Source organism: Phycisphaerales bacterium AB-hyl4 (assembly GCA_041821185.1).
Taxonomy (GTDB): domain Bacteria; phylum Planctomycetota; class Phycisphaerae; order Phycisphaerales; family Phycisphaeraceae; genus Natronomicrosphaera; species Natronomicrosphaera hydrolytica.
In genome coordinates this window covers 473,009-486,227 of the sequence record JBGUBD010000003.1, presented here as the reverse complement: position 1 = coordinate 486,227, position 13,219 = coordinate 473,009, and the positions used below count along the sequence as shown (strand labels likewise).

Genomic DNA, 13,219 nt, shown 5'->3' with positions numbered 1-13,219 from the left:
TGTAAGTCAGTCAACGGTTACGGTCGGCGTTCTGTCGAGCCCGACGTTTCGCGGCGAGCAGGCGGTTGGTGGTGTCGTGGGCGTCCGCGTCGGCCTGTTCGCGGTCGGCCTGCTCGCGGGCCATCTGGCTGGCGCCGGGGGTGGGCTGGTCGGTTGCGCCGCCGACGGATTCGTGCAAATCGGCGGCAGGTTTTGCATTCGGGTCGGCCTCGAATTTACGTTTGCGTGCGGGGGCGGGCGGCGCTGCTGAAGCAGCGTCGCCTTCGCTGGAAGCGGCACGGCCTTGCGTGGCGGCGGCGCGGCGGTGCTTGAGGGTTGCGAGGGTGGCTTCGGTCTGTTGATCGTCACGCGCCTGAAACAGGCCCAGCATGGCGTCGGCGCGCGTGCGGGTCCAGCCCCAGATGGCGGGCAGGTCCCAGGCGATGCGTCGGCAGGCGACGTCCAGCAGAAACAGCACGATCAACCAGACCAGCAGCACACGCCATAGCGGACGGATGGAACGCGACTCGAATTCGAACGTCCGCTCGAAGAGATTGGCGGCCTCGGCGTCGGCGGGATCGAACACACGGCCGCCGGTGAGTTCGGCGACTTGTTGCAGCAGGGCGGTATTGGACTCGAAGCGCCGCAACTCGCCGCCGGGCGGTCGATTCGCCCCGCCGTAGACGCTTCTGCGTTCGCCGTCGGGCCCGGGCGCGGTAAGTGAGACGATATAGCTGCCGGTCACGTCGGCTGCGGCGGTGGCTTCAAAAATGCCCGGCCCCGTTTGCTGGAGGTCGATGGTTTCGGTCGTGCCATCGGGGCGGAGGATGGTTCCAAAGACACGGGGTTGTTCACCGTCAGCATCACCGTTGTTCAATGTGAGGATGTCGCTACCGAGGTCGAGGCGGACGTTCAGCGACTGGCCGCGGATGCTGGTGACGAGGTCGGCCTCCTGGGTGACGGAGGGGCGGGCGATGTAGCGCATGGTGCGTGCCCAGAAGTCGGCGTAGCCGTCCCATTGCAGCCAGGGGGTCGCCCAGCGGTTGGTGGCGTCGGAGGTAAACGCAGCCGCCCGGCCGAGGCCGACCTGCCAGTGGGCAAAGACCGGCTCGCCGTCGGGGCCGAGGATGGGGGTGACAACGCGCGGGTCGTCTTTTTCACCGGTGAGCACGAGGCCATGCAGTTCCGGTACGCCGGTGACGTTGGCCATGATGGGCGAGCCGGTGTTCTGCAACTGCGGCGTGAAGGTTTGTTCCTTGACGAGGTTCTGGCGGATGGTGCGGGCTTCTTTGATGAAGATCTGCGGCAGGTCGGCCGGGTTGGTGACGTGGTAAAACTCACCGCCGCCGCGGTTGGCGAGGTCTTCGAGCAGGGCGCCGTCGATTTCGCTGGCTTCACCGATGCCGACGGTGGTGAGGCTGATGTCGTTGTCGAGCATGTCTCGGACGACGCCGGGGTAGTCGCTTTGCAGGCCGGGGTTGTCCATGCCGTCGGTCAGCAGGACGATGTGGCGGACAGCGGCGTCCTGGGGGCTGAGCTGCCGAAGGGCGTTGGTCGCTTCGACGAGGCCGGGGTAGATGTGCGTGCCGCCGCGCGGCTGGATGGAGCGGATACGGCTGGCGATGCGCTGCTGATCGCTGGCGGGTTGGACGTCGACCACCCAGTCGGCCTGGCGATCAAACACAACCACGCCGATGAGGTCTTGCGGGAACAGCGCCTGCAGCGCGAGCACCGCCGCTTCGTTGGCGATCTCCTGACGGTTGTAGCGCGTGCCGGCGACATTGGCGCTCATCGACCCGGAACGGTCGATCACCAGCACCAGCGCCCCGGAGGGCATGACACGCTGGCTGGGGATCTGCGACTCGACCGGCAGCACGCGGTCGACGTGCGTGTTCGCCCAGCCGCCTGCGCCGAAACTCTCCGGCCCGCCGACCATGACCAGCCCGCCGCCGAGGTCGTGCACGTACTCGGCGAGCATGCGATGCTGCGGTGTGGTGAACAGGTCAGCGGGCACGTTCTGCAACACGATGCCGTCATACCGCTGAAGCTGCGTCAACCTTGTCGGCAGGCTGCGCGGTGTGACGATGTCGAGCAAAATACCCCGGCTTTGCAACGCTCGCGGCAGCACCGTGCCGCTGTCGCCGCCGACGTTGTCCACGAACAGCACACGCCCTTCGCCCGCGACGAGGGTGAACGCCTCGGCGCGATTGTTGGCCGTGATCTGATCATGCCCCGATGCCGGGTCGAACACCGCTTCGAATCGGCTCACGCCTGCGTAGTGCAGCGGAATTTCCACGTTTGTCACGGCGACGTATCGGCCGGGCTGCGATGCGCCATTCGACGTGCCCGTATCGTCGACAGCATCACCGTCATCGCCCTCGGCGGTCCAGTCGTCGGGTGTGATGGGCACTCCCATACGATTGCCTTCGGGGTTGAGATTGACCGGCTCGTCATCGTGGAGCAGGTGCAGCGTGCCGCGAGCGCGATGCGTGGAACGCAATACGACGCGCAAAGCCACCGTCTGCCCTTCGCGCACCTCGGTGGGGGCGTAGATGCCTTCGACCATCACTTCGCGATCGAGGCGGTAGCTCAGTGGCACGACGTCGATGGCAATGCCCGCCGCCGCGGCTTCGCGTGCCGCGTCGAGCACTGCCGAGCCGTCGACGCGCCCGGTGGCATCGATCGTGCCATCATTGCCATCGCTCACCCAGAGCATGCGCTGGCCGGTATCGCCCGGGAACAGCGCCAGCGCCGTCCGCAGGCCGGCCGCGGCGTCCGTGCCCTCGACGGGCTGATCGATCGTGCCCGGTGTGATGTTGACGACCGGGCTCGGCAGCGACCGCACGGTGGGGCGACCGTCGTAGGTGATCATGCCGAAGCGGTCGTCCTGTCGTCGGCCGCGCGTTGCCTGGTAAAGCCATTGTTGCTGCCACTGTTCGATCGTGTGATGTTGCTCGGCGGTGGGGCCGGGCCGCTGCGCCGGCGTGGGCGGCTGAGCGAACCGCCGAACCGACTCGCTCTGATCGACCACCGCCATCACGGTCAGGTCGCTGTGTCGGCGTTCGAGTTGAAGCCCTGCCAGCATGAACACCAGCACAGCCAGCACCGCCAGCCGCAGCCCCACCGCCGTCCAGCGGCGCGTCGGGTCCAGCGATGCCAGGCTCCGCCTGCCCAGCCACACGATCGGCACTGCCAACAGCAGCAGCCAGAGCAGTTCAGGTTGATCAAACCGAAAATTCAGCAAGGTTGATGGTTCATCGTTCGATGCGAATCAGTTCGTGTCGGCCTGTAACTGATTCTCATCAAGGTGTGGCCGGCGCTCGTCGCGTTTCATCCGCCGACTCGGGCAGTTGCTTGAAGTATTCGCGGATCGCGCCGTGGTAGCGGCGCGGCACGCGGTCTTCGCTGACCGCTCGCTCGGCATCACTGCGCGCTTCGCTCACCGCCTGGTCGTATTCGATTGTCGGCGCGTCGGCAGTCATCTCACCTTCCTCATGCCACGACGCGATGATCCGCCCCTGGCCGTCGCGTGAGCGGTCGCGTGCTTGCGTTTGGTACTCGCCGATCCGCCTTTCTTCTCCCAACGGCGGGCCGGCCGACCCCGAGCCCGCGCCTTCGCCGACGCCTGCCTGCTGTTGTTGCGATTGATCTTGTTGCTGACCGCCCCCGCCGTCGTCGCCTTCCTGTTGCTGCTGTTGCGAAAGTTGTTGCATCGCATCCTGCAATTGCTGCTCGCTGACGCCCATGTCCTTCAGCGCCTGCTGCATCTGCGAAATCTGGTCCAGTTGCTGTTGGCCTTGCCACGAGCCTTGGTCGAAGCCCTGGCCTTGCTGACCGCTTTGCCCCTGCCCGCCGTCTTGCGCCTGCTGGCCGTTTTGAGCCTGCTGCTGACCTTGCTGCGGCTGGCCGTCCTCTCCCTGCTGGGCTTGTTGCTGTTGGCCGTCTTGTCCCTGTTGACCCTGCTGCTGCCCCTGCGGGTCGAGCGCGTCGGCCATCTGGCTCATCGAACCGCCAAGACCGTCGCACATCTCACCGGCCTGGCTGTCCTGCTGTGATTGTTGCTGTTGCTGCTGCGTCCGTTCGGCTTGCTCGCGGGCCTGCTGCTGCGCCTGCTCGCGGTCCATGTCCTGCTGTTCGTATTCTTCACGCAGCGCATCCTCGACGGCCTGCTGGTCGAAGTTCTGCTGTTGCAAATCGTCAATCTGCTCATCGCTCAGGCCTTGCTCGCGCAACTGCTCACGCATCTGCTCCTGCGTCTGTTCCTGCCGCTGGCGATGCTGCTCGGCGGACTGCTCAAGCTGGTCCGACATGTTCCGTAGCTGCTGCTGCAACGCCTGCTGCTCACTTTCGGAAAGCGAGCCTTCACGCACCGCGCGCGAAAGCTCATCCAACTCACGCTGGGCGCTGGCAAACTCACCGCGACGCAGTGCGTCGGCAAAGCGGTTCGCCGGGCCCGACTGCCCCGGATCGATACGGCTCATCGCGTTGCGCATCGTCCGCAACGTCCGCTCCTGCTGCTCGCGCTCGCTCGCGATTCGGTCCTGCAACCGCGACAACTGCGCTTGCGCATCCCGGCGGATGTCAGGGTTGCGCAGATCGCGCTGCGATAGCTCTGCAAGTTGATTGAGCAGGTCTTCCGCGCGGGCCGCCTCCGCCTCGTCGGTCATCCGACTCGGGTCAGGCATGTGAGCGCTTGCCTCGACGATCCGCTGCTGAGCTTCGTCGGCCTGCGCGTCGTCGGCGGCCTGCTGTGCCTGACGCTGATTCAACCCGAGCACGTCCACCTCCGCGGGCACGAGCAACGCAAGCAGTCCGAACACCGCCACCCCCACCGGCGTCCAGTTCCACGCCCGACCGCCTCGCACGGGCAACGCCTCACGCACCGACAGCCGATCCGCCGCCTGTTCCGCATCCACCATCACCTGCCGGGCGAACGGCTGGTCCGCCATCGCACGCACGTACAACGCCGTGCTCAGCCGATCCTTCAGATGAAGCCGATCGTCGAGCAACTCCGCCACCTGCGCCTGCCCCGGTAACCCTCGCCACGCCAGCACGGGCGTCGCCAACACCACCACGCCCGCCACTATCGCATAGGCCCACCATGCAATCGGCGCGAGGAACAGCCGTTCGGCCAGCAGCAGCGCCGCCGCCGCCGCCAGTCCCGCCAGCGTCAGCACACCCAGCCACCACACTGCTCGGCAAAGCAGCAGGCGTAGCCGGGCTCGTCCGAGGGCCTTGTCGATCGCATGCATCTCGCGTTCTCCCAGCTCAAACTTCAGCATAAAACCGTCTACCTAATCATATCGGCCCGATCAGGCCCGGCCCACCTTTTCGGAGATTTGGTCGGTGGGCGATTTGTGACCGCTCATCCGTTGCCGTACCGTGGTCGCCACTCGCAACGATTAAATAAATGAGGGAGCCCATCATGGCCGACTGGTTGAATCGCCTCGCCGCTTCGCTTGCCGACAACGGCCACGAACCACGAACCTTCACCGCGGGCAGCGGGCAGATCATCGTGCTCGACCACGGTGCACGCGTGCTCGGCTGCACACTGCCCGGTGTCGATGAAAACCTCTTCTGGCATAACCCCCGACTCGAAGACGCCAGCGACGCCGGCACGCCCCTGCACGAAGCCGGCGGACTCATCGGCGGCGACCGGATCTGGATCGCGCCCGAAAACGGCTACATGTGGCCCGACCTCGAAGCCGCCCGCACCGATCCGCAGGGCACGTACCAACTTCCCACACGCATGGACCCCTCCGAGTGGGGCCCCATCGAAGAGGGCGATGACCACGTCGTGCTCGGTACGACGATGGCCCTGACCGACCATCGCAGCGAGCGGTCTGTCTCGCTGAACCTCTCGCGCGAAATCACCATCATCGATCGCCCCCACGGCCTGCCCGACTCGCTCGCCTGCGCCAGCTTCGCCATCCGCAACGACCTGTCACTGATCGAAGGCGACCCCGAAGCCGTCGCCGGCGCGTGGGACATCCTCCAGCTACCGCCCACCGGCACACTCATCTGCCCGACCGTCATGCCCGTGCAGGGCCAACCGCGCAGCTACTACGACCCGTTCGGCGACAAGCATGTGCAGGTCGATCCGCACTGCGTTCGGTTCCTCATCGACAGCCGACGTCGTATCAAGATGGGCCTGCGTGCTGAACACACCAACGGCCGCATGGGTTACTACCGTGCCCTGCCCGACGGCCAGGCGTCGCTGATCGTCCGCGTCTTCCTCCCGCAGCCGGGCGAAGCCTACGTCGACATGCCGCGCATGACCGATGACACCTTCGGCGGCGACGCCTTGCAAGCCTACAACGACGATGGCACCGCCACCGGCGAAGGCCCCGGCCATTGCTTCGGCGAAATGGAATATCACGATCCCGCCATCGTCGTCGGCGCGGGCCCGGCGTTGCGCACCGGCTCATGTGTCACGCACGTGATCGCCGGCGCCGAGGGGCTTGTCCGGCAGGCCGGCCGAATGCTGCTGGGCGTTGACGTCCAACCGATTGCGTAAGTGAAACGGCCCTTATGAAACCAACCGCGTGCCGCGTCCTATGCTCGTCGGGCGCGGGGCGTGAGTTGTGACAGGGTGACAAGGTGACAGGGTGAGCGGGTAGCAAGGCTTCATCACCTTGTCACCCTGTCACCCCCTCACCTTGTCATGTCTTTCCTACTGCTTGCCTTCGTCGTCAGCGATCGAGTCGCGCATCGACGTGTCGGACTGGATGTTCCGCATGCGGTAGTAGTCCATGATGCCGAGGTTGCCCTGGCGGAACGCTTCGGCCATCGCCTTGGGCACTTCCGCCTCGGCAAGCACGACCAGTGCCCGGTTCTGCTGCACCTGTGCGGAATACTCCTGCTCTTGCGCGACAGCCATCGCGCGACGCTTTTCCGCCTCGGCCTGGAAGCGGTGCTTGTCGGCCTCGGCCTGGTCGCCCTGGATCTTCGCGCCGATGTTTTCACCCACGTCGATGTCGGCGATGTCGACGGAGAGAATCTCAAACGCAGTGCCTGAATCAAGACCGCGATCCAGCACCGTCTTTGAAATGCCGTCCGGGTTCTCCAGCACCGCCTTGTGGCTGGCCGCCGAGCCGATGGTGGTGACGATGCCTTCACCAACGCGGGCGATGATGGTTTCTTCCGTCGCACCACCGATCAGACGGGCGATGTTGGCTCGCACGGTCACGCGGGCGCGGGCCTTGATCTGAATGCCGTCCTGCGCCACGCCGTCAATCGTCGTCTTGCCGCTGCTGGCGCTGGGGCAGTCGATGACCTTGGGGTTCACGCTGGTTTGCACGGCGTCGAGAATGTCGCGGCCGGCGAGGTCGATGGCGCACGCGGTGTCCCACGGCAGTTCAATCTTCGCACGGTCAGCGGCGATCAACGCGTTGACCACGCGGGGCACATTGCCGCCGGCGAGGTAGTGCGTCTCAAGCTGGTTGGTGGTCACATTGAGCCCGGCCTTCAGCGCGCGAATGCGCGAGAGCACGATGGTTCGCGCATCAACCCGCCGAAACCGCATGCCGATGATGTCCAGAAAGCCCACCGGGGCCTTGGAGAGCACTGCCTGGAACCAGAGGTTGAAGTACTGAATGACGAACATCAGCACGACCAGTGCGATCAGTGCTGCGATGATCAACACGGCGATCAGCACCATCGTGACAGGGTCGGTCTGTTGCGCCAACGTGTAAAGCGAGGCGAGCGGTTGAATGGGAAGCTCCTTGCAAACCGGGGAGGGGCGAATGTCGGGGTGGCCGACTGCTGGAGGTATTGTACCGCGTTATGGCGCGGAGCGGGTCGAACGTGGCAGCGGGCTGTGGTGCACATCGTATGCGTTTAGCCTCGCCGCCTACGGCGACCCCCGGAAGAACCCCCACGTGGCCGCGGGGCGAAACATGGCACCCGAGCAAAGTAGTTCGCTGCCTGGCAGTGAATGATCGTGGTTGACGGTTCCGGCGCGTTGGCTATTCAAGTTCAAGATGGCCGAAGTCGTCCGGGTTATGCCAGCGGTTGGTCGACGACCAGGAGGCGGGCGGGACGATGTCGTCGCGCATCACGCGATGGAAGTTTACCCGCACGTCGGCGTCCGGCCCGATGCCGAAGACCGCTCGCGGGAGCACGACCTCGGCGGTCCAGACGTTGTCGAGCACTTGAACGCTGGCGTGCCAGTCGGGGATCGGCGTGTAATCACGATCGCCCCCGAGCACGCGTTGGTGGAACAGGAGCCCCTCGGTGTTGAACCCGAGTTGGTAGTAGAGCGGTTCGCCGGCCTGAGGTTGGAGGAAGATGACGATGGCGTCGTCCTTGGCCGGGAAAAACTCGTGCGGCGAGGTCGCGGTGGCCTTGATGTCGTCGACATTCACCTCCGCGGCGACGAAGGCGAGGTAGATATTTTGCTCGTCGTAGGCCGCCTGCACACCCACTTCGGCCAGGCCGGGCGAGCCCTCGGCGGTGGTGAAGTCGGCGGCGAAGGCGCCTTGCTGCCACACGGCTTTGTCGAGGTTGCCGTCGACGTTGATCGGCTGGTCGATGCGCGTGGCGGTGAGGGTCCGTTCTTCGCCGGGGCCGGGCGTCGGCGCGGTGCGGTATTGATCAGGCAGCAGGGCCATGCCGTCCGCGGCCTTTTCGAGCAGGTTCTTCCACAGGCTCCAGAAGCGATAATGCGTCATGCGATGCCACGCGAGCGCGTAACTCCCCTCATCGAGGGCGGTGTTGATCTCAGTCAACGTCGACTCGAGGTATTCCATGTCATCGCTGGGTACGGCCTGCTGAACGGTTGAATCGCCCAACAGTTCGCGTACGCGATCGGCGATGTCGCTCATGTGGGCCCGTTCGTGATCGGTGATCGCACCCGTGTCGAAACGGTCGACCTGCGCGCCAGTGCCGTCAACGACAAAGGCGAACAGGTCGTACGGCTCTAGCCGAATGGCTAGCTCATGCAGGCCGTTGCCCGCGTCGGTCAGTGGCAGCGATTGCGGACTTGCGCCGACTGTCTCGGCGGTGGCTGCGTCGGCGAGGTGCAGCGTGGCGTCGATGTGCCAGTAGCCCGGGTTGACGACGTAGAACCATGTCCTGCCATCGTGTTCGAGTCGGCGGATGGCCAGGTTGGTTTCAAAGCCGGTGTCGGCCACGGGCTCGAACCGCTGCTCGGGCAGGTGGGTGAAGCTGGCGAGCATCGAGCCGAGCTCCTGCTCGTAGCCGACGTTCAGCACCAGGTCGATGAAGGCGCCCATGAGGAGGTTTGGGTCTTTCGCGATGAGCACCTGCGCGAAGGCTTCGCGCGCGTGATAGCCCGAGGGTTGCGGGTGGGCGCGTATTTTCAATGCGTCGAAGATCCAGCCGTCGCGGATGAGTCGGCCCTGCCAGGAGAAGCCGATGACGGTTTCGCCGCCGGTGGTGGCGATGTTTTCGTCCCAACTGTTGCGCACCATGACGTAGCGCGGCTCGCCGTCGGCGAAGGCTTCGTGGATGTTCTCGGCGGTGCGGGGGATCCAGCGGTAAGGGTCTTGCGTGGCGAAGACGGGGAATGTTTCGCGCCAGCTTGTGACGTTCATGCCGAGCTTAAGGCCGTCGGTCTGGTTGATGCGCTTCAGGTCGTAGCCGTAGTCTTTGAGCAGATCGCTGAAGTCGCGATCGCTCTCGGCCCACATGCGAAGGAACTCGGGCTCTTCCAGCGGGACCATGCCGATCAATTCGAGATGATCGCCGTGCTGGCGGACGCCTTCCAGGCCGACCTTGAGCAGTTGGTGGAACTGTCGCGCCCGCCAGTCAACGAAGGTCTGCTTCACGTCATCCTGTTGAACGGCGCGGGCGCGCTGGCTGAAGCGGTCGGGGGCGTCGTCAGCGATGCCGAGGTCGACGCCTGTTTCTGCTTGGAACTGTTCGAACGTGATGTCGTCATAGCTCATCAGGAACGGGTTGTCGAAGTTTTCGCGGTTGGTGAAGCCGGGCGGGTAGTACTCCCATCGCTGTGCGACGGAGGTATAGAAGTGCAGGCCCTTGAAGTGTTCGAGGTGGGCATACTTGCCGGTGAGGTCGGCCATGAAATCCTGAAACTGAGCTTGATTGGTGGGATGCAGCCAGTTGGGAACGATGCTGAACAGCGCGTTGCCGTAGTATTGCTTGCCCTGCGCGTCGATCATCCAGATGGTGTCAGCGCCTTGGGCAACCTGGGCATTGTTGACCACCGTGGCGAGGTCGGCGAACTGGCTCCACTCGACGCCGGCGTGGAACGTGATGCCGTTGGCGTTGAAGGTCTCGGCGAGCACGGTTTCCAGCGAAGGCGACACGCGGGCAGTGTCGATCTCGTAAGGGCGCACGTAGGGCGTGTTGTTTTCGTGGTACTGGTAGACGCCCATGATGTGTGTGTTCTGGCCGACGTAGTTGAGGTACTGCGTGTAGCGGGCGGCGGTTTCGAGCGCCCATTGCAGATCTCGGATCGTGCGTGCCATGATCGAGACGTCGTTCGCCTCGTTCTCGCGGTAGACGCCGAAGCCGGTCGCGACGCCGGAGTTTGGCGCGGTGCGTTCGGAGAAGATGCCGTAGGCCCGGTTCGTGCCCGGCTGGGCGGTGGGGAGATCGCCCCTGATGCGATGGATGCGAAGCGTGCCGGCGGCGGCGCGTTTGCCGTCTTCGACGTTGACCACGTCGATCGAGTGCACGCCGGGGTCGGCCACGTGAATCCAGCGCAGCGTCTGCTCTTCGCCGGTCTGGTAGAACTTGCCGCCCGTTTCGGCTCCGACGCCGGAGCGGGCGTTGGTCCAGACGCTGTCGCGTTTCGTGCCGATCATGACTTCGACGTGGCGGGGGACGTCATCGGGGTAGGTCATCTCGATGAGGTAGAAGTCGCCGGGGTGTTCGAAGCGTTCCAGGCGATAGCTGAAAAACGCGCCGCGCAACGGCTCGGTTTCGCGATACCGCTTTCCGTTGACTTCGATGATGGTCGGGTCGGTGACTTCGATCGCCGGGTCGGAGCGCGTTCGGCCGGGGTAGGCCGCGATCCAGGGGCGGTCGGTGGTCAGGTCGGTGAAGTCGATTTCGGTTTCGAGTTCGGTATCGAGCGACCCGTACCAGTCGTTGTCTTCGATGGGCCGTTGATCGAGTTTGCCGATGACGAGCACGGGCTCGCGCGGGCGACGTTCGATGGTTTCGCCGTCGTTGGCGGTGAGGTCGGCGGCGAGCGTGTACACGCCTTTGTCGTGTTGGCCGACGTTGAAGGTGTAGACGAGCGAGCCGTCGCGACGGGTGAAATCGCTCACGGTCTCTTGTGCGATCGGCACGCTTTGGCCGTCGTTGTCCGTGCTCGCGAAATGCCACGTCAACGTTGGCTGTCGTTCTGCGAGGCCTTCGGGTACGACGACCTCGAACGACACGTCGCGGTCGCTGTTGTAGGTGAGGCGAGCGGCGTCGGGATTTTTGAAATGCAGGTAGCCCTCATATGAGGGGCGAAGCCATGTGCGGTCATTGGACCGGACGTGCACGTTCGGCGCTCGGCCGAGGGAGACAGGCTCCCAGTCGGCGTCGTCGTAGTCGGCGGTCGACCACGCGTCGTCGGCAGTGCGGGTGTAGGTCCATGAGTCGTCCGTGCCGACGCGGATGACTTCGCCGGTGGTCATGATGATGGTTGCCTGGACGAAGAGCATCGGGCTGCTGTTGATGCGATAGCCGTACATGCCGATGGCGTTGGCCTGGCCGGGCTTGAGGAAGGGCTTGATGTCGACGGGGCGGGTGTGTTCGATGTGCAGGGCGCCGGTGCGGTCGACGTATTCGCCGTTGACGTAGAGGTGGTTGAGGACTTTGGCCGAGCGGGACCAGCGATGCCGGGGCTGGCCGGCAACTTCGGCGGTAGCGCGCCAGATTTCGCCTTCCGGCAGGGTGAACTGCTTGCGGATGTAGCCTTCGCGTTCATCCTGTTGAACGTCAATCTGCTGGAGGGTGATGCGCGTGCCGGGCTCGCCGCGGATGACGAACTCAAGGCCGTCCGGCACGGGGATCACCGAGCCGGTGTGGAATGTGAGGGTTTGCTGGTTGCCGGGGGTGAGTGTGTCTTCGCCGAAGTCAGTGCCTCGCAGTTCGATGCGTTGGCCGTCGCCCCAGTAGTGCATCCGCCACTCGGTCGGCGGCGCGTCGTCCTGCGAGGCGATGACGCTGACGTGGTTCGTCTCTTGAAAGAGGCTGTCGATCTCGGCGACGGTTTGTCGGCCGCGATAGTTGCCCCAGCCGATGGTCGCCGACTCTGACGCGAGGGTGAAGTGCATGCGGCCGTCGTCGTAGGTGACGTCTTCGACGCCTTCCATGAAGGTGATGTCGTCGCGTGCGCCGTCGGTGAAGTCGAAGGTCCGCAGATTCGTCTCGGCGGGCAACTGAACGGAATGGGCCCAGAAGTAATCGTTCGGCTGGGGATCGGGCGCCGCGGCGGGCAGCAGTGTGGCGATCAACAACAGCGGCAGGGTGAAGGCGAGGAAATGAGTCATGGCGGCTCCTTGGAATGCGCCGGAAGCAGACGGCCCGGCCGTATTGTTGACGCGGTCGCGATCGGGCGAGGCTCAACGCGCGGGCGATGCGTCGTGTCCCAGTCGTTGTTCGATGCACTGGCAGATGGCATGAATCAGGAGGAGGTGGCCTTCCTGAATTCGGGCAGTGTCGGAAGCGTCGACGAGCAACTCGACGTCGGCGGCGTTTCGCAGCGTGCCGCCATCACGGCCGAGCAGGGTGACGATGCGAACGTTGCGCCGGCTGGCCGATTCGACGGCCCGTTGAACGTTTGTGCTGCGGCCGGACGTTGTGATTGCGACCAGGACATCGCCTGGCTGGGCGAAGGCGTCGACCTGCCGTGCGAAGACATCATCGAAGGCGTAGTCGTTTGCGATGGCGGTCAGATCGCCGCCGTGTGCATTGAGGCAGATGGCGGGGTATGGACGTCGATCACGGCGAAACCGGCTGACGAGTTCGGTGGTCAGGTGACCGGCCTCGGCGGCGCTGCCGCCATTGCCGCAGGCCAGCAACTTCTGGCCGGCGGCCAGGGCGTCGCTGATCAGCTTCGCGGCACGCTCGACAAGATCGTCCAATCCTCGCAACGAAACGAGCATGGCTTCGGCAGCGTCGATGTTCTGCTGTAAGGTGCCCAACCGGCTCTCCTTCGTGCTGCCGAGTGCGTCGCCGTAGGGGGTTCGGGGTATCCTGCTTACGCGTCGCCGTTGTACATGTGCACTATACCTGAGCCGGGTGGATCTGCAAG

6 protein-coding genes are annotated in these 13,219 nt (G+C 64.8%); 1 reads left to right on the top strand and 5 read right to left on the bottom strand.

Going from position 1 to position 13,219, the window contains the following annotated elements; all coding sequences use genetic code 11:
* Window positions 1-10: 10 nt before the first annotated feature.
* Both ACERK3_06560 and ACERK3_06555 read right to left on the bottom strand, forming a co-directional pair.
* The gene (locus ACERK3_06560; protein ID MFA9477958.1) at window positions 11-3,223 is read right to left on the bottom strand and encodes a VWA domain-containing protein; all 3,213 of its coding nucleotides are present in this window, start codon (window positions 3,221-3,223) and stop codon (window positions 11-13) included.
* Between the two features lie 58 nt (window positions 3,224-3,281).
* The gene (locus ACERK3_06555; protein MFA9477957.1) at window positions 3,282-5,261 is read right to left on the bottom strand and encodes a hypothetical protein; all 1,980 of its coding nucleotides are present in this window, start codon (window positions 5,259-5,261) and stop codon (window positions 3,282-3,284) included.
* A gap of 143 nt (window positions 5,262-5,404) precedes the next feature.
* Here ACERK3_06555 and ACERK3_06550 point away from each other — a divergent pair, with 143 nt between their 5' ends.
* Window positions 5,405-6,496, top strand: coding sequence for a DUF6786 family protein (locus ACERK3_06550; GenBank protein ID MFA9477956.1), 1,092 nt, complete (start codon window positions 5,405-5,407; stop codon window positions 6,494-6,496).
* Window positions 6,497-6,652: 156 nt separating this feature from the next.
* Here ACERK3_06550 and floA read toward each other — a convergent pair whose 3' ends face one another.
* The 3 genes from floA to ACERK3_06535 all read right to left on the bottom strand — a co-directional run bounded on the left by floA (window position 6,653) and on the right by ACERK3_06535 (window position 13,109).
* A complete protein-coding gene (gene floA / locus ACERK3_06545; protein ID MFA9477955.1) occupies window positions 6,653-7,639 on the bottom strand; it encodes a flotillin-like protein FloA in 987 nt (328 codons plus the stop codon).
* Window positions 7,640-7,946: 307 nt separating this feature from the next.
* Window positions 7,947-12,455 carry a hypothetical protein gene (locus tag ACERK3_06540; protein ID MFA9477954.1) on the bottom strand — a complete coding sequence of 1,503 codons (4,509 nt, stop codon included), beginning with the start codon at window positions 12,453-12,455 and terminating at the stop codon, window positions 7,947-7,949.
* 72 nt (window positions 12,456-12,527) lie between these two features.
* On the bottom strand, window positions 12,528-13,109 hold the full coding sequence (locus ACERK3_06535) for an SIS domain-containing protein (protein MFA9477953.1): 582 nt from the start codon (window positions 13,107-13,109) through the stop codon (window positions 12,528-12,530).
* Window positions 13,110-13,219: the final 110 nt, after the last annotated feature.

Bases quoted from the DNA above. Each gene is read 5' to 3' on its own strand.
- ACERK3_06555 (MFA9477957.1), bottom strand. From the start codon at position 5,261: ATGCTGAAGTTTGAGCTGGGAGAACGCGAGATGCATGCGATCGACAAG.
- ACERK3_06550 (MFA9477956.1), top strand. From the start codon at position 5,405: ATGGCCGACTGGTTGAATCGCCTCGCCGCTTCGCTTGCCGACAACGGC.
- floA (MFA9477955.1), bottom strand. From the start codon at position 7,639: ATGGTGCTGATCGCCGTGTTGATCATCGCAGCACTGATCGCACTGGTC.
- ACERK3_06540 (MFA9477954.1), bottom strand. From the start codon at position 12,455: ATGACTCATTTCCTCGCCTTCACCCTGCCGCTGTTGTTGATCGCCACA.